Source organism: Polaromonas sp. C04 (assembly GCF_002002705.1).
In the GTDB taxonomy this organism is placed as follows: domain Bacteria; phylum Pseudomonadota; class Gammaproteobacteria; order Burkholderiales; family Burkholderiaceae_C; genus Rhodoferax_A.
The window spans coordinates 71,263-86,647 of the sequence record NZ_MUNS01000028.1; the positions used below are offsets into that span (position 1 = coordinate 71,263).

Genomic DNA, 15,385 nt, shown 5'->3' on the forward strand with positions numbered 1-15,385 from the left:
CGTCCGCAATAGCTGCGCGATCAGGCAAGAATTGAGGAGACGGATTCATGAAAATGGAGTGGATCAGACATCAGCGGCCTTTGTTCAACTGATAGCACCAGACGAACTCTCGTGAATATATTGACCATCTTGACCACCGCCGCCTGGCTGGTGCCCAACCATTACCCGCCGTGGACCGCGGCCTGGAGTGACGGGTTGGCAATCGCAGGGCTGTTGCTGCTGCTGCCAGCCGTCACTGCAAGCATAGTCACCGGTGCTCGTGTTTCATGGCAGCTGGCGGCCATCGCCGTTGTGTGCTGCGCCGTGGTGCTGGCGCAACTCATCACCGGAAAGCTTCTCTTCGTCGGTGATGCGCTGATGGCGGCGCTGTATATCGGCTTGTGGCTCGCGGCCGTAGTGGCGGGTAGCTTGATGGCTGCCGACGACAATCGCAGCGGCGGGCTGAACGTCTTGATGGCGGCCTGGTGCTTCGCCGCGCTACTGTCGGTCGGCGTTGCGCTGGTGCAGTGGACCGGCGCGCTGAGCCTGAACATCTACGCGGCCGACCTGCCGCCCGGCGCGCGGCCCTTCGGCAACGTGGCCCAGCCGAACAACTTGTGCACGCTGTGCTTTCTCGGCCTGTGCGGCCTGCTGTGGCTACAGCAGCGCCAAAAGGTCAACGGCACCGCCTTCTGGCTGGGCGCCGGCTTCTTGTTGTGGGGCATGGTGATGACGCAGTCGCGCACCGGCTGGCTGCAAATCGGCTTGCTTGTCGTGTGGGGTCTTGCCCTGATGGAGCGCGCAAACCTGCGCATCACGCGCACGCAACTACTGGTGCTGGGCGTGCTGTTTGCGGCCGGCGTGCTGCTTTGGCCGATGGTCTGCGATGCGCTGATGCTGTCTAGTGGGCGCTCGTTTGGCGACCAGATGCGGGCCGGCCCGCGGCTGCCGTATTGGCGGGCCATGCTGGACGCGATTGGGCGCGAGCCGCTGTGGGGCTACGGCTGGCAGCAGGTGGGGGCGGCGCAGGAGCGCGTGGCGCTGGATCATCCCGTCCTCGGGTACCTTTTCGACCACAGCCACAACCTGGTATTAGACCTGTTGTTATGGAATGGCGTGCCGATCGGCGGCCTCATCATCGCGGCGCTGGCTTGGTGGTTCATTGCGCACATTCGCGCCTGTCGCGATGCGCGCGCCGTGTGGCTCCTGGCGGCGGTGGGCGGTGTGGTCACGCACGGCATGCTCGAATACCCGCTGGAGTACGCCTACTTTTTGATTCCGGTCGGGCTGGCGATGGGCGCGGTGGATGGCTTTTCGCCGGCAGGCGGGGTGTCGCTGCGTCTGCCGCGCTGGGCGGTGCTGTCGTTCACCGTGCTGCTCAGCGTGGTGTTTGTGGGCGTGGCCATGGACTACCTGAAGGCCGAGGAAAACTACCGCATCCTGCGCTTTGAATCGGCGCATATCGGAACGGACCGCATCGTGACGCCGGCGCCAAAGCTGCGCTTGCTCACGCAACTCGAAGCCTATCTGCAATTCGCGCGCACCGAGGCCACACCCGGCATGACCCCGCAGCAGGTGGACTGGATGCGCAAGGTGGCCGAGCGCTATGGGTTCTCGTCGGTGCTGTTCCGCTATGCGCTGGCGGCTGGCCTGAATGGCCAGCCCGAGGTTGCGCGCGACACGCTGGCGCGCATATGTCGCATTCATCAGCCCAAGCGCTGCGCAGAGGCCCGTGAGGGCTGGGCAGCGCTGCAGGTGCGCTATCCGCAGCTAGCGGGGGTGGAAGTGCCGAAATAACTCAGGTCAGATAACAATCGGTCTGCATACCCCGAAGGATTCATCGCCTGCCAGCGCCAAGCGTCCTCGCACATGCGCACCAGGTCGTGCTCGGCCTGCCAGCCCAGCAGGGTGCGCGCCAGGGTGGTGTCGGCATAGCAGGCGGCCACGTCGCCGGGGCGGCGCGCCACATGGCGGTGCGCGATGGGCCGGCCGGCCACGCGCGCAAAGGTGTCGACCAGCTGCTGCACGCTGACGCCGGAGCCGGTGCCCAGGTTCACGGTGATGGAGGACTGCTGCTTTGCCAGGTGGTCGAGCGCCGCCAGATGGCCGCGCGCCAGGTCCATCACGTGGATGTAGTCGCGCACGCCGGTGCCGTCCGGCGTGGGGTAGTCGTTGCCGAAGATGCTCAAGTATTCGCGCTGGCCCACGGCGACCTGGGTGATGTAGGGCATGAGGTTGTTCGGCACGCCGCTGGGCGCTTCGCCGATCAGGCCACTGGCGTGCGCGCCGACCGGGTTGAAGTAACGCAGAATCGCGACCTGCCAGTGCGGATCGGCGCGCTGCAGGTCGCGCAGCATGTCTTCGCAGACGAGCTTGGTGCGGCCGTAAGGGTTGGTGGCGCTCAAGGGCGCGGTCTCGGGGATCGGCACCTGCTGCGGCTCGCCGTACACCGTGGCCGATGAGCTGAACACCAGCCGGCGCAGATTGGCGCGCTCCATCGCCTGCAGCAGGCTGAGGGTGCCGCCCACGTTGTTGTCGAAGTAGCGCAGCGGCTGCGCGACCGACTCGCCCACGGCCTTGAGGCCGGCAAAGTGGATCACGCTGGCCACAGCATGCCGCGCGAAGACGCCGTCCAGCGCGGCGCCGTCGCGCACGTCTGCCTGCACGAACTCGAAGGCATCGCCGCACAACTGGCGCAGCCGCTCCAGCACATGCACGCTGCTGTTGCTCAGGTTGTCGACGATGACAACCCTGTGCCCCGCCTCCATGAGCAGGGCGGCCGTGTGCGAGCCGATGTAGCCGGCGCCGCCGGTGATGAGGATGGGGGGTGTCATGGGTGGGCCTGTCGTAACGCTGGATTATCCCAAAGGCCGCGCCTGCAGCGTCCCACACCTGCGGCACACTTGAGGCGTATGCAATCCATCCCGATTTTCTTCCTGATCGCCCTGCCCTGGCTCAATCCGTTTGCGCCCGGGCCGTCGCCGGCCGCGGTGCCGCTGCTGTTCTCGTGGGCCTGCGCCGCGGGTTTGCTGGCGCTGTGCAGCCGTCTCTCGGACCGGGATTTCTGCGGGCGCCTGGTCACCGCCGCCGCATGGGCCTGGCTGGCGGCCGGCCTGCTCAGCAGCGTCATGGGGCTGTGCCAGTACTTCGGCGCGGGCGCCAGCCTGCTGCCATGGGTGAACCAGACCGAACTGGGCGAGGCTTTTGCCAACCTGCGCCAGCGCAACCAGTTTGCGACGCTGACCAACATGGCGCTGGCCGCGCTGCTGTGGTTGGTGGCGACGGGGCGTTTCGGCGGACGCCGGGCTTGGCTTGGCTGGGCCGCGGCCGCGCTGCTGATGGCGGGCAATGCCGCGTCTTCGTCGCGCACCGGGCTGCTGCAACTGGTGTTGCTGTGCGCACTGGCCTGGCTGTGGGGCGGCTGGCGCCAGCCGGCCCTGCGCCGCGTCCTGTTGGCGGCCGTGCTGGCCTATGCGCTGGCCGCGGTGCTCCTGCCATGGCTGGCCGGGTTCGGGCTGTTCGGACACGATGCTTTTGCGCGTCTGCGCGCCGGCGACCGCCTTTGCGCCAGCCGCCTCACGCTCTGGGCCAACGTGCTGCAACTGATCGCCCAGCACCCCTGGCTGGGCTGGGGTTGGGGCCAACTCGCCTACGCGCACTACATCACCTTGTACGACGGCCCGCGCTTTTGTGAAATTCTGGACAACGCGCACAACCTGCCGTTGCAGCTCGCGGTGACGCTCGGCATCCCAGCGGCGCTCTTGGTGTGCGGCGGCTTTGTGTGGTGGGCATGTCGGCAGCGGCCATGGCGCGAGGCCGACCCGACGCGCCGCATGGCGTGGGCGATTCTGGCGGTGATCGGGCTGCACAGCCTGCTCGAATACCCGCTGTGGTACGGGCCGTTCCAGATCGCGTTCGGCCTGTGCCTGGCGTGGCTGTGGCTGACGGGGGCGCGCCGGAATGTGACATCAAATCGGCCTGTAGTCCTTGGTGTATCTGCGCAGTTAGCTATTGTTTCGGTAGCGTTTGCGGTGTTGACGGCCGTGCTGTACGCCGCCTGGGACTACCACCGCGTGAGCCAGATCTACCTCGCCCCCGAGCAGCGCGACGCCCCCTACCGCGACGACACGCTGGCCAAGGTGCGCGACTCAATGCTGTTCAGGAACCCCGTGCGTTTTGCCGAACTCACCATCACCGAGCTGACACCGGGCAATGCGGCGCAAATGCGCGCGCTGGCCGGCCGCTTGCTGCACTACTCGCCCGAGCCGCGCGTGATCGAAAAACTGATAGCGGCCGACGTGCTGCTCGGCCGCGATGACGACGCGCTGTTCCATCTGGCGCGCTTTCGGGCGGCATTTCCAAAGGACTATGCGCAGTGGACGGCGGACGACACCCGCCTGCCGCAAAAGCTGCGGGCGCCTGCGCCGTAGCGGGAAGGTTGATATATACCATGGTATGTATTAAGATGAACTTTTTTGAACTCGGGAGCTGCCATGCAAACTGCCAAAGTCTTCAAAACCGGCCGCAGCCAGGCGGTGCGGCTGCCGGCCGAATTCCGCTTTGACACCGATGAGGTCTTTATCCGTCGCGATCCGCTGACGCAGGATGTGGTGCTGTCACGCCGCCCCGCCGACTGGAGCGAATTTTTTGCGCTGGCCGATGCGGCGCGGATTCCAGAGGACTTTCTGGCCGATCGCGGTGACGTGGCCTCGCAGGTGCGCGAAGACCTTTGATGGCCGCGCCGACTGCGCCCGCCGCGCCCACGCGCTGGATGCTCGACACCAATATGGTGAGCTACGCGCTCAAGGGCACCCACCCCGCAGTGCGTGTGCACATGGCGCGCCACCCGCCGGCCGCGCTGTGCATTTCGGCCATCACCCAGTCCGAGCTGCTGTACGGCGTGGCGAAGAAACCGGCCGCTACCCGCGTCAAGGAGGTGGTCGATGAATTCCTGCGCTGGGTGGAGGTGCTGGACTGGAACGCCAACGCGGCGGCCATGCACGGCGCGCTGCGCGCCGATCTGGAGCGCCGTGGCGTGGGCCTCGGTGCCTTTGACTTGATGATTGCCGCCCATGCGCTGGCACTGGATGCGGTGCTGGTCAGCAATGACCGTGCTTTTGCGCAGGTGCCCGGTTTGAAGCTGGAGAACTGGGCAACGAACGAGGGTCAGGGGTGAAAGGCCATGGCCTCACGGATTGACGAAACTGCCCGACTTGCCGCCGTGCTTTTGCAGCACGCGCACATCGGTCATGGTCATGCCGCGGTCCACGGCTTTCACCATGTCGTAGATGGTCAGCAGCGCGACCTGCACGGCGCTCAAGGCTTCCATCTCCACGCCGGTGGGGCCCACGGTTTCCACGGTTGCGGTACAAAATATGGCTGAATCCCCCGCTGCATCTACGCTGTTAGCTTCGAAATCAATAGCAACCCGGGTGAGCGCGAGCGGGTGGCACAGCGGAATCAGCTCGCTGGTTTTCTTTGCGGCCATGATGCCGGCGATGCGCGCCACGCCCAGCACGTCGCCCTTCCTGGCCGTGCCGGCCTCGATCAGGGCCAGCGTCTCGGGCCGCATGGTGATGCGCCCGCCGGCCACGGCAATGCGGTGCGTGGCGGCCTTGGCCGCCACATCGACCATGTGGGCCTGGCCTTGCGCGTCGAAGTGGGTCAGGGCCGTGGCGGGGGGGACATTGCGGGTGCTCATAGGTAACAAAGGCGGTTGGTAAAAACCATTGACAGAACGGATTTTTCTTTCAAGCATCATACGGCCATGACTTACCGCATCAACATGCTCGTGCGGGCGCTGGCCGCCGCCGTGCTGGCCTTGCCCCTGCTGTTTTCACCGACGTGGTCGTACGCGCAATTGCCCACGCTGGGCGATGGCGGCGAGATGAGCACCGGCGCCGAGCGCCGGCTGGGCGAGCGCATTGCGCGCGAGCTGTACCGCGACCCCGACTACATCGACGATCCGGTGCTGGCCGAGTACGTGCAGGGCATCTGGACGCGGCTGCTGGCGGCGGCGCGCGTGCGCGGCGAGCTCACGCCCGAGATGGACGACCGCTACGCCTGGCAGGTCATCCTCGGGCGCGACCGCGAGATCAATGCCTTCGCCCTGCCCGGCGGCTACCTGGGGCTGCAGCTCGGGCTGATCGCCATCGTCGACAGCCCGGACGAGCTGGCGTCGGTGCTGGGGCATGAGCTCAGCCACGTCACGCAGCGCCACATCTCGCGCCTGATGGCGCAGCAGAGCCGCATGACGCCGCTGATGATCGGCGCGATGATCCTGGGCGTGCTGGCGGCCAGCAAGAGCCCCGATCTGGGCGGTGCCATGATCAGCGGCGGGCAGGCCGCGGCCATGCAGGGGCAGCTGAATTTTTCGCGCGACATGGAGCGCGAGGCCGATCGCATCGGCTACGGCGTCATGACGCAGGCGGGCTATGCGCCGCAGGCCTTTGCCACCATGTTCGAGAAGCTGCAGCAGGCCTCGCGCCTGAACGACAACGGCTCGTTTCCGTACCTGCGCACGCACCCGCTGACCACCGAGCGCATTGCCGACATGCAGGCCCGCGCGCAGCTGAATGCCACACCGCCGCTGCCCGCGCTGAGCCTGGAGCAGGCCATGATCACGGCGCGCGCGCAGGTGCTGTCGAATCCCGGCGTGGATGCGCTGCGCGCTGCGGTGGCCGGCGCCTCCCCGGCGGCCGCTGCCACCATGACACCCGCGCGCCAGGCGGGCGCGCTGTACGCGGGGGCGCTGGCCAGCATGAAGCAGCGCAACTTCGCCCAGGCGCGCCAACTGGTGGCCCGGCTCACGCCGCTGGTGGCCGGTGACGCGACCGCCGCGCGGCTGGCCAATTTGCTGGCCGCCGAAGTGGCGTGGGCCGCGGGCGATGCACCGCGCGTGCTGGCGCTGGTGGATCCGGCCGCGCCCGGGCGCCCGGAGCTGGTGCTCTCCAGCGAGGCGCGCATCCGCACCGGCAAGGCGCTGGAGGCGGCGCAGCGGCTGCAGACCTGGGTGGCTTCGAACCCGCGCGACGCCAGCGCCTGGCAACTGCTGGCCAGCGCCTACAGTGCGCAGGGCGAGACTTTGCGCGCCATCCGCGCCGAAGCCGAGGCGCAGGTGGCGCAGCTCGACTACGCGGCCGCCGTGGACCGCTTCAAGGCGGCGCAGGATCTGGTGCGCAAGGAGGGCACGGGGCGCGATCCGGAGGGCCACATCGAGGCCTCGATCATCGACACCCGGCTGCGCCAGGTGCAGCTACTTCTTAAGGAACAGGCTCTGGAGCACTGAGTCGATCAGCACGCCCAAGAGCGAGTAGATCAGCGAGCCGATCAGCGCGGCGCCGAAACCGGTCACGTGAAAGCCCGCCAGCAGGCCCGAGGCGGCCCAGAACATGAGCGCATTGATGACGAACAGAAACAGCCCGAGCGTGATCAGCGTCACCGGCAGCGTCAGCACCACCAGAACCGGGCGCACGATGGTGTTGAGCAGACCGATGACGAACGCGGCAATCAGCGCCGCCGTGAAGCTCTTGACTTGCACGCCGCTGTACAGGCCTGCCACCGCCAGCAGCGCCACCGCGTGAAGCAGCCATTTAAAGATGAGTTTCATGGTGGGGGAGCATAGCATCCGCTGCCAGCCTGCGGCGATGCCACCAGCCCGCGCCCAGCACGCCGGCCACGGCCAGCGCATAAGTGCCCCAGCGCGCCGCCGTGTGAAGGGTTCCAGGGTCGGCGAACACGCCGCGCAGCACGGGCTCGCTCACGATCATGCTGGCGGCGGTCAACGCCAGCACCGCCGCACCGGCCTGGATGATGAGCGGAAAACGATCCACCAGTTTGAGCACCAGCGTGCTGCCCAAAACCACGATCGGCACGCTGATCACCAGGCCGATGAGCACCAGCGCGAACGAACCGTGCGCCGCACCGGCCACGCCCAGCACGTTGTCCACACCCATCAGCGCATCGGCGACCACGATGGTTTTCATGGCGCCCCAGAAGGTGTTGGCGGCGGGCTTGTCGTGCGCGTCGCCGCCGCTGCCGGTCAGCAGCTGGTAGGCGATCCAGAGCAGCGCGAGGCCGCCGAGCAGCATCAGGCCTGGCACCTTGAGCAGCCAGACCACGCCCACGGTCATGGCGGCGCGCACCACGATGGCGCCGACCGTGCCCCAGACAATCGCGCGGCGCTGCAGCGATTGGGGCAGGCTGCGCGCGGCCAGCGCGATGACGATGGCGTTGTCGCCCGCGAGCACCAGGTCGATGAGGATGATGGCGAGGAGAGCGGACCACCAGGCGGAGGAGAAAAATTCCATGGCAAAACTCTGTCGTATTGTCGTGTCGGTTCAAACAACACCCGGTGGGCAACGCGTGGCGCGCCGGAGGGGGGCGGCCTTCGCGCTGCACAACCAGTGCATGGCGAAGGTCTTGCTCGATTGGGGCCGCGTGTGCGGCCTCGATCTGGGGAACCGGATGAACTGGCGGACAGTTCTTCGTGTTGACGATTCACCCACAGGGAGCTACTCCCCTTCTTGGCCGCGATTGGACCATCGAACGCGGAGACCCCGCAAACCAAAAGGCTTTGTTGGGGCGTCGCCGATACCCCAATGGCGCCAGGGCCGCAGGCGCGGCGCTATCATCCGGTTCCGCTCTACTGCACCTCATGGCCGGAATCCACATCACCGATATCGAAGCCGCCATCAACTATTGGCGCGACAAGGCGCCGTCGCCGGACGGCGTCACGCTGAGCGCCGAAATCCGCGCGCTGGCGGAGGTGTATGCGCTAATGGTCTTCTACCATGAGGACGAGGCCGACGAGGCGTCCTTCCCGGCCCGCGCGCTGGCCGCCTGGCGCACCTGGTACGACACTACGCCCGACACGCCCTGCATCGCGATTTGCTCGACCAGCCAGGGCGACGCCGTGTGCAAGGGGTGCGGGCGCACCTTCGGCGAAGTGCAGCACTGGACCGACATGAGCCCGGCCGAAAAGCGCCACACCTGGCGCCGCATCACGCAGGAAAACACGGCCTGGCGCTTCAACCGCTATGCCGAACGCGCTGCCGAAGGCTGGGTCCGCCCGGCGACGCCGGCGCCCGCCGCCGCGCCGGCCTGAGGCGCCTGCGGTCCGCCATGCTGCGCCTGGCCCAGGCCCCGAACATCGCGATTGCCACGCTATGGGTTGACGTGCTGCGCCAGGCCGGCTTCGACGCCTCGATGCAGCGCTACTTCCTGGGCGGGGCCGCGGGCGACTTGCCGCCCGACCAGTGCCTGCCCGAAGTCTGGCTGATGGACAAGGCGCAGGAAGCCGAGGCGCGCAGCCTGCTGCACGCGTTCCAGAACCTGCCGCAGCGGCGCTGGCACTGCGTGTGCGGCGAACTGGTGGAAGGCGGCTTCGAGCAGTGCTGGCGCTGCGGCGTGCCGCGACCGGCCTGAAGCGTCGTTGCTATTGGAAAAATAGCGGCAAGCGTATAACTGATATGGGCTAAAGGCCTGAAACGCCGTTATTTCCAGCGCTGGCACTCGATGTCGATGCCGTGCGCGTCGTCGCCCAGCATCAAGGCACCTTCCTGGATCGTGGCCTGCAACTGCATGCTGCGCTGCGCCAGCCGGGCGAGCAACTGCGAGGCCGCGGTCGGCACCCGGTACACGCTCAGGTTCTGCGGGCGCGACAGTTTGCCCTCCATCGTGCGCCACCAGATCTCCGCCGCATGCGAGAAGCAGTACAGCACCACCTCGTCGGCCTTGCCGCAGGCCTTGATCAGCGGCTTGTCCTCGGGCTGACCAACCTCGATCCACAGCCGCGTCTGGCCCGTGAAGTCGCGCAAGAAAACGTCGGGCTCGTCGGGGCTGGACAGGCCCGCGCCGAACGCGAGCGTGCCGTCGCCGCCGCACACGCTCTGCAGCTTGTGCGCCTGCAGCGCCAGCGCCACCAGGCGGACCATCATGCGTTCGTCGGTCTCGCTCGGATGGCGCGCCAGCGTCAGCGTGTGGTCCGCGTAGTAGCCGTGGTCGATGTCGGCGATCTGCAGGCTCGCCTTGAAGATGGTGGATTTGAGGGCCATCAGAGTCGCCGCTGGCCCGTCTTATAGCGTGCAACGCCGAGCGTGGGGGCCGGCCGCAGCGCCGGGCCGCCCCAAGCAAGGCCAGCCCCCTCGGGGCCGGGCCGAAGCGTGATGCCTCGGCACGTGCATAGCGTAGGCCCGGCATGGGCTCGCTGCACTGTACAGCTGCGCGCACGGATGTTGCGCGAGCCCAGCGCAGTACGCGCAGCGACAAGCGTGGAGGTCACGTCTAGACGCGCCGCGCCAGCTCGGCGGCCTTGCCGGTGTAGCTGGCCGGTGTCAGGGCCAGCAGGCGCTCCTTCTCGGCCTCGGGGATGGCCAGCGAGCGGATCAGGCCGTGCAGCGCCTCGGCGCTCACGCTCTTGCCGCGCGTGACTTCCTTGAGCTGTTCATACCCGCCGCGCAGGCCGTAGCGCCGCATCACGGTCTGGATCGGCTCGGCCAGCACTTCCCATGAGCGCTCCAGGTCGGCCGCCAGCGCCTCGGTGTTGATCTCCAGCTTGTTCAGCCCGGTCAGCAGCGAGTTCCAGGCCAGCACCGCGTAGCCGAGCGCCACGCCCATGTTGCGCAGCACCGTGGAGTCGGTCAGGTCGCGCTGCCAGCGGCTGATCGGCAGCTTCTCGCTCAGGTGCCTGAGCAGCGCGTTGGCCAGGCCCAGGTTGCCCTCGGCGTTTTCGAAATCGATGGGGTTGACCTTGTGCGGCATGGTCGAGGAGCCGATTTCGCCGTCCTTGAGGCGCTGCTTGAAATAGCCCACGCTGACATAGCCCCAGACGTCGCGCGACCAGTCGATCAGGATGGTGTTGGTGCGCGCCAGGGCGTCGCACAGCTCGGCCATGTAGTCGTGCGGCTCGATCTGGATGCTGTAGGGCTGGAACGTCAGCCCGAGCCCGAGCGGCGTCGGCGTCTCCACCACCTTGCGCGCGAAGGCCTCCCAGTCGAAGTCGGGCCACGCCGACAGGTGCGCGTTGTAGTTGCCGACCGCGCCGTTCATCTTGCCCATCAGCTTGACGGCCGCGATTCGCTCGCGCGCAGCCGCCAGGCGCACCACCACGTTGGCCACTTCCTTGCCCACGGTCGTGGGGCTCGCGGTCTGGCCATGCGTGCGGCTGAGCATGGCCACGTCGGCGTAGGCGTGCGCCATCTCGCGCAGCCGCGTGATCAGGGCGTCCAGCGTGGGCAAGATGACCTGCTCGCGCGCGGCCTTGAGCTGCAGCGCGTGGCTGGTGTTGTTGATGTCTTCGCTGGTGCAGGCAAAGTGCACGAATTCACTGATGGCGACCAGCTCGGGCCGGGCCTCGAACTTGGACTTGATCCAGTACTCGACGGCCTTGACGTCGTGGTTGGTGGTCTTCTCGATCTCCTTGATGGCACTGGCATCCGTTTCGGAGAAATTTTTCACCAGACCGAGCAAGTAAGTGCGTGCTCCGGGGCTGAGGGGCTTGAATTCGGCAAAGCCGGCATCGCTCAAGGTGATCAGCCAGGCAACTTCGACCTGCACGCGGCGGTGCATATAGCCCTGCTCGCTCATCAGGGGGCGCAGCATGGAGAGCTTGGCCGCGTAGCGGCCGTCGAGCGGCGACAGCGCCGTGAGGGGGGAAAAAGACATCCTGTCATTGTAGTTGTGTCGGTTGCGCGCCACGATCTATGCTTGACAAAGTGACCGTGCCAAATTGCGTCGGGGTGAATCTATAGAATCGGGTTTTCCGGCGGATTTCCCCCGGCAAACCAGCGCCCAAAGTCAACATGCCCATGAAATTGATCGGATCCGACAGCAGCCCTTACGTGCGCAAGGTGCGCATCGTGATGGTTGAAAAGAAACTCGACTACCAGTTCGTCACGGAAGACGTCTGGGCGGCGGGCACGGCGATCGGGGCCTCCAATCCGCTGGGCAAGGTGCCGTGCCTCGTACTTGAAGGCGGCGAGGCAGTGTTCGATTCGCGTGTGATTGTGGAATACCTGGACACGCTGTCGCCAGTGGGCAAGATGATCCCGCCGCCCGGGCGCGAGCGCGCGGAAGTCAAGACCTGGGAAGCGCTGGCCGACGGCCTGTTAGATGCCGCCATCCTCGCGCGGCTGGAGTCCACCTGGGCCGGGCGCACGGATGGGCAGCGCAGCCAGGCCTGGATCGACCGCCAACTGGGCAAAGTGCAGGCCTGCCTCAAGGCGATCAGTCAGGGGCTGGGCGACAAGCCTTTTTGCAGCGGCATTCACTTGAGCCTGTCCGACATCGCGGTGGGCTGCGCCCTTGGCTATATGGAGTTCCGTTTCCCGCAGATCGGCTGGCGCACCGATCACCCGAATCTGGCCAGGCTGCACGACAAGCTGACGCAGCGCCAGAGCTTCATCGACACCCGGCCGGCTTGAGCCGATCGGCGCTGGCGGGCGGCCTCGGCGGCGGCCTGCCCAATTAAAAATGCTGCGAAACGTCCCGAAGCGAAGCAGAGAGTGAGGGAGGAGGAGAAGCGCCTCGGGGGGGACAACTGGATTGTAAAAACCCGGAAGGCTTCGCAGCAGAAAACCGGTATATCCAAAACCTGAAGATGGGCTAGTTCTGTCTATGGACACCCGCAGGCGTCAAAGAGTTCCGCCCGCCGGGGGCCGCCAAAATGTAAAGAATCGAAACGTTTGTGCGCCGGCGCCCGCTCAGCCGAACACCGCGGCCCACAGCGCCAGCACCGCGTCCCGCTCGGCCTGCAGCGCGGGCGGGCTGACCTGGGTGGGCTCTTCGTTCAGGCGCGCGCGGTGCTGCACGCGGCGCAGTTCGCGGTAGGCGCGCGCGGCCGCCTCGCCGATGCCGCGCGCCAGCAGGCCGCAGGCCTCGGCGCGCTGCAGCAGCGCGATATTGCCGACGTTGGGACGCAGCTCAGGGTGCTGCCTGGATTGCGACAGCACCAGGAACTGCACCGCGAATTCGGCATCCACCATGCCGCCCGCACTGTGCTTGACGTCGAAGCGGTCGCCCTTGACCGGCCTGGCGGCGCGCACCTTGTCGCGCATCGCCACGATCTCGCCGCGCAGGGCGCCGGCATCGCGCGGTGCCGTGATGACGGCCTCGCGTACCGCGTCGAAGCGCGCGCGCAGCGTATCTTCGCCGAGCACGAAGCGCGCGCGCGTCATGGCCTGGTGCTCCCAGGTCCAGGCGGTGTTGCTGCCGCGCTGCTGCTGGTAGTTCGCGTAGGCCTCGAAGCTGGTGACGAGCAGGCCCGAGTTGCCGTTCGGGCGCAGCGCGGTGTCGATCTCGAACAGGTCGCCCTCGCCGGTCTTCACGCTGAGCCAGTTGATCAGCTTGCGCACCAGCGCGGCGTAGGCTTCCGGGGCGCGTTCATCCGCGTCCTCGTAGACGAACACGATGTCTAGGTCGCTGCCGTAGCCGAGTTCCTTGCCGCCGAGCTTGCCGTAGCCGATGATGGCAAACAGCGGCTCCTCGCGGTGCCGGTTTTTCAGGCGCTGCCAGCACCAGCGCACCGTGACGCGCAGCACACTGTCGGCCAGCGCGCTCAGGTCGTCGGCCACCTGCTCGACCGTGATGCGGCCTTCCACATCGCGCGCCAGCGTGCGAAACACCTCGGCGTGGTGGGCGCGGCGCAGCAGATTCAGCAGGGTCTCGTCGTCGTCCTCTTTGGTGCGCGCCAGTGCGCTGCGGCGCTGCTCGAGTTCCTGCTCGAACTCGGCGGGCGCGAAGCGCTCGGCCAGCATGCTGTCGTTGGCCAGCTCGTCGATCACGCCGGGGTGCTGCACCAGGTAGCGCGCGGGCCAGCGCGCGGCGCCCAGCAGGCGCAGCAACCGCTCATGCACCTGAGGGCGTTCCAGCAGCAGGGCCAGGTAGCTCTCGCGGCGCAGCAGCGGCTCGATCCAGTCGGCCAGGCGCACGGCGCCGTCCTCAACGACGGTGCCCTGCGCCAGCCACTGCGCGGTGCGCTCAAGCAGCCGCAGCAGGCGCGCCCGAGCCTCGTCGCGCAGCGCCAGCACGCGCGGGTGTTCCTGCCACTGCCGGATGCGCTCGCGAAAGCGCTCGGGCATCTGCGCCAGCAGGTCCTCCAGTTCGGGCGTCGCCGCTTTGGCGCCGCCGTGGCAGCCGCGGCAGGTCCTTTCGTCGGCGCCGCCCAGGAGCGTGTCGAACTCCTGCGCCACCAGCTCGCGGTGCATGTCGAGATCGCTCAGGAACGGGCACACGCTGGCATAGCCCAGGGTGTGGGCGATCCAGGCCAGGTCGTCGTCGCGGGTCGGCAGCACGTGTGTCTGCTGATCGTCCAGGTACTGGATGCGGTGCTCCACGCGACGCAGGAATTCGTAGGCGCGGGAGAGCGCGTCTGCGGTGGCCTGCGGCATCAGTCCGGCATGCGCCACGCGCTTGAGCGCATCCTGCGTGGGGCGCGTGCGCAGCTCGGGAAACTGGCCGCCGCGCACCACCTGCAGCAGTTGCACGGTGAACTCGATCTCGCGAATGCCGCCGCGCGAGAGCTTCACGTCGTTGGCGCGCTCGGGATGGCCGGCGCTGCGCTTGGCCGCGTGCTCGCGAATCTGGCGGTGCAGGATGCGCAGCGCATCGAACACGTTGTAGTCCAGGTAGCGCCGGAACACAAAGGGCAGCACCACGCCGCGCAGCGCCTGCGCCGAGCGGTTTTCAATCGCGGCGCGGGGCGCCACCACGCGGCTTTTCAGCCAGGCAAAGCGCTCCCACTCGCGCCCCTGCGCCTGCAGGTAGTCCTCCAGCGCGCCGAGCGAGACGGCAGAGGGGCCGGAGTTGCCGTGCGGACGCAGCGCCAGGTCCACGCGAAACACCAGGCCGTGCTCGGTGGTTTCACCGATCAGGCCGTAGATGATCTTCACCGCCTTGGCGAAATACTCGTGATTCGACAGGCGGTTGCGGCCTTGTTCGATGCCGGCGCTCTCGCCATCGTGGTCGTAGACGTAGATCAGGTCGATGTCGCTCGACACATTGAGTTCGCGCGCGCCGAGCTTGCCCATGCCCACGACCCACATCTGGGCGCGCCCTCCATTCGGCGCCAGCGGCGCGCCGTGGCGCGCATCGAGTTCGGCGAAGGCCTGCGTGCAGGCCGCATCGAGCGCCAGCTCCGCCAGTTCGGTGACGGCACGCGTGACCACGGCCAGGGGCGCCTGCTGGTCGCAGTCGAGCGTGATCAGGCGCTCCAGCACCAGCTGGCGCAGCACGCGCAGCGCAGCACCGCACGCCAGGCCCTGGGCCTGCAACGCCGCCAGTGCCTGGCGCATGCCGGCGCGTTCCGGCGCGCCCGCGGGCAGCAAGGGCAACTGGCTCTCATAGCGCCGGTGCAGGCGCTGCAGGAAGCGCGAATGCATTGAGAGCGGTGCGGGAGCGCCGGCTGCGG

15 protein-coding genes are annotated in these 15,385 nt (G+C 67.4%); 8 read left to right on the top strand and 7 right to left on the bottom strand.

The genetic code is table 11. The features are described 5' to 3' along the window. Nucleotides 1-129 precede the first annotated feature (129 nt). Nucleotides 130-1,776, top strand: coding sequence for a PglL family O-oligosaccharyltransferase (locus B0E49_RS08515; RefSeq protein WP_168175022.1), 1,647 nt, complete (start codon nucleotides 130-132; stop codon nucleotides 1,774-1,776). On the opposite strand, the gene galE is transcribed toward B0E49_RS08515, so the two are convergent. After that, nucleotides 1,740-2,813, bottom strand: a complete 1,074-nt coding sequence (gene galE / locus B0E49_RS08520) for a UDP-glucose 4-epimerase GalE (protein ID WP_077561766.1) — start codon at nucleotides 2,811-2,813, stop codon at nucleotides 1,740-1,742. The genes B0E49_RS08515 and galE overlap by 37 nt on opposite strands. 78 nt (nucleotides 2,814-2,891) lie before the next feature. On the opposite strand from galE, the gene B0E49_RS08525 reads away from it, so the two are divergent. From B0E49_RS08525 to B0E49_RS08535, 3 genes are all read left to right on the top strand, one after another. Beyond that, entirely contained in the window at nucleotides 2,892-4,409 is a 1,518-nt protein-coding gene (locus B0E49_RS08525) for a PglL family O-oligosaccharyltransferase (RefSeq protein ID WP_077561767.1), read from the top strand. Between the two features lie 63 nt (nucleotides 4,410-4,472). Beyond that, entirely contained in the window at nucleotides 4,473-4,712 is a 240-nt protein-coding gene (locus B0E49_RS08530; RefSeq protein WP_077561768.1) for an antitoxin, read from the top strand. Then, nucleotides 4,712-5,155 carry a type II toxin-antitoxin system VapC family toxin gene (locus B0E49_RS08535; protein ID WP_217349228.1) on the top strand — a complete coding sequence of 148 codons (444 nt, stop codon included), beginning with the start codon at nucleotides 4,712-4,714 and terminating at the stop codon, nucleotides 5,153-5,155. Before B0E49_RS08530 ends, B0E49_RS08535 begins: the two co-directional genes overlap by 1 nt. 12 nt (nucleotides 5,156-5,167) lie before the next feature. Here B0E49_RS08535 and moaC read toward each other — a convergent pair whose 3' ends face one another. Continuing rightward, nucleotides 5,168-5,680 (bottom strand): cyclic pyranopterin monophosphate synthase MoaC, encoded by a 513-nt coding sequence (moaC, locus tag B0E49_RS08540; protein ID WP_077561769.1) that lies wholly within the window; start codon nucleotides 5,678-5,680, stop codon nucleotides 5,168-5,170. Between the two features lie 66 nt (nucleotides 5,681-5,746). Here moaC and B0E49_RS08545 point away from each other — a divergent pair, with 66 nt between their 5' ends. Further along, entirely contained in the window at nucleotides 5,747-7,267 is a 1,521-nt protein-coding gene (locus B0E49_RS08545) for a M48 family metalloprotease (RefSeq protein ID WP_077561770.1), read from the top strand. Here B0E49_RS08545 and B0E49_RS08550 read toward each other — a convergent pair. Next, nucleotides 7,235-7,588, bottom strand: coding sequence for a phage holin family protein (locus B0E49_RS08550; RefSeq protein WP_077561771.1), 354 nt, complete (start codon nucleotides 7,586-7,588; stop codon nucleotides 7,235-7,237). The two genes, B0E49_RS08545 and B0E49_RS08550, sit on opposite strands and share 33 nt — an antisense overlap. Then, the gene (locus B0E49_RS08555; RefSeq protein WP_077561772.1) at nucleotides 7,572-8,288 is read right to left on the bottom strand and encodes a TerC family protein; all 717 of its coding nucleotides are present in this window, start codon (nucleotides 8,286-8,288) and stop codon (nucleotides 7,572-7,574) included. Before B0E49_RS08555 ends, B0E49_RS08550 begins: the two co-directional genes overlap by 17 nt. 347 nt (nucleotides 8,289-8,635) lie before the next feature. Here B0E49_RS08555 and B0E49_RS08560 point away from each other — a divergent pair, with 347 nt between their 5' ends. Then, entirely contained in the window at nucleotides 8,636-9,085 is a 450-nt protein-coding gene (locus tag B0E49_RS08560) for a DUF3717 domain-containing protein (RefSeq protein WP_077561773.1), read from the top strand. Nucleotides 9,086-9,102: 17 nt separating this feature from the next. Beyond that, nucleotides 9,103-9,405, top strand: coding sequence for a hypothetical protein (locus tag B0E49_RS08565; protein WP_077561774.1), 303 nt, complete (start codon nucleotides 9,103-9,105; stop codon nucleotides 9,403-9,405). A gap of 68 nt (nucleotides 9,406-9,473) precedes the next feature. On the opposite strand, the gene B0E49_RS08570 is transcribed toward B0E49_RS08565, so the two are convergent. Both B0E49_RS08570 and purB read right to left on the bottom strand, forming a co-directional pair. Beyond that, entirely contained in the window at nucleotides 9,474-10,034 is a 561-nt protein-coding gene (locus B0E49_RS08570) for a YaeQ family protein (protein ID WP_077561775.1), read from the bottom strand. A gap of 229 nt (nucleotides 10,035-10,263) precedes the next feature. After that, on the bottom strand, nucleotides 10,264-11,643 hold the full coding sequence (gene purB / locus B0E49_RS08575; protein ID WP_077561776.1) for an adenylosuccinate lyase: 1,380 nt from the start codon (nucleotides 11,641-11,643) through the stop codon (nucleotides 10,264-10,266). Between the two features lie 143 nt (nucleotides 11,644-11,786). On the opposite strand from purB, the gene B0E49_RS08580 reads away from it, so the two are divergent. After that, the gene (locus B0E49_RS08580) at nucleotides 11,787-12,401 is read left to right on the top strand and encodes a glutathione S-transferase C-terminal domain-containing protein (RefSeq protein WP_077561777.1); all 615 of its coding nucleotides are present in this window, start codon (nucleotides 11,787-11,789) and stop codon (nucleotides 12,399-12,401) included. Between the two features lie 279 nt (nucleotides 12,402-12,680). On the opposite strand, the gene glnE is transcribed toward B0E49_RS08580, so the two are convergent. Further along, nucleotides 12,681-15,356 (bottom strand): bifunctional [glutamate--ammonia ligase]-adenylyl-L-tyrosine phosphorylase/[glutamate--ammonia-ligase] adenylyltransferase, encoded by a 2,676-nt coding sequence (gene glnE / locus B0E49_RS08585; protein ID WP_286137886.1) that lies wholly within the window; start codon nucleotides 15,354-15,356, stop codon nucleotides 12,681-12,683. Between the last annotated feature and the right edge of the window lie 29 nt (nucleotides 15,357-15,385).

Bases quoted from the DNA above. Each gene is read 5' to 3' on its own strand.
- galE (WP_077561766.1), bottom strand. From the start codon at position 2,813: ATGACACCCCCCATCCTCATCACCGGCGGCGCCGGCTACATCGGCTCG.
- B0E49_RS08525 (WP_077561767.1), top strand. From the start codon at position 2,892: ATGCAATCCATCCCGATTTTCTTCCTGATCGCCCTGCCCTGGCTCAAT.
- B0E49_RS08530 (WP_077561768.1), top strand. From the start codon at position 4,473: ATGCAAACTGCCAAAGTCTTCAAAACCGGCCGCAGCCAGGCGGTGCGG.
- B0E49_RS08535 (WP_217349228.1), top strand. From the start codon at position 4,712: ATGGCCGCGCCGACTGCGCCCGCCGCGCCCACGCGCTGGATGCTCGAC.
- moaC (WP_077561769.1), bottom strand. From the start codon at position 5,680: ATGAGCACCCGCAATGTCCCCCCCGCCACGGCCCTGACCCACTTCGAC.
- B0E49_RS08545 (WP_077561770.1), top strand. From the start codon at position 5,747: ATGACTTACCGCATCAACATGCTCGTGCGGGCGCTGGCCGCCGCCGTG.
- B0E49_RS08550 (WP_077561771.1), bottom strand. From the start codon at position 7,588: ATGAAACTCATCTTTAAATGGCTGCTTCACGCGGTGGCGCTGCTGGCG.
- B0E49_RS08555 (WP_077561772.1), bottom strand. From the start codon at position 8,288: ATGGAATTTTTCTCCTCCGCCTGGTGGTCCGCTCTCCTCGCCATCATC.
- B0E49_RS08560 (WP_077561773.1), top strand. From the start codon at position 8,636: ATGGCCGGAATCCACATCACCGATATCGAAGCCGCCATCAACTATTGG.
- B0E49_RS08565 (WP_077561774.1), top strand. From the start codon at position 9,103: ATGCTGCGCCTGGCCCAGGCCCCGAACATCGCGATTGCCACGCTATGG.
- B0E49_RS08570 (WP_077561775.1), bottom strand. From the start codon at position 10,034: ATGGCCCTCAAATCCACCATCTTCAAGGCGAGCCTGCAGATCGCCGAC.
- purB (WP_077561776.1), bottom strand. From the start codon at position 11,643: ATGTCTTTTTCCCCCCTCACGGCGCTGTCGCCGCTCGACGGCCGCTAC.
- B0E49_RS08580 (WP_077561777.1), top strand. From the start codon at position 11,787: ATGAAATTGATCGGATCCGACAGCAGCCCTTACGTGCGCAAGGTGCGC.
- glnE (WP_286137886.1), bottom strand. From the start codon at position 15,356: ATGCATTCGCGCTTCCTGCAGCGCCTGCACCGGCGCTATGAGAGCCAG.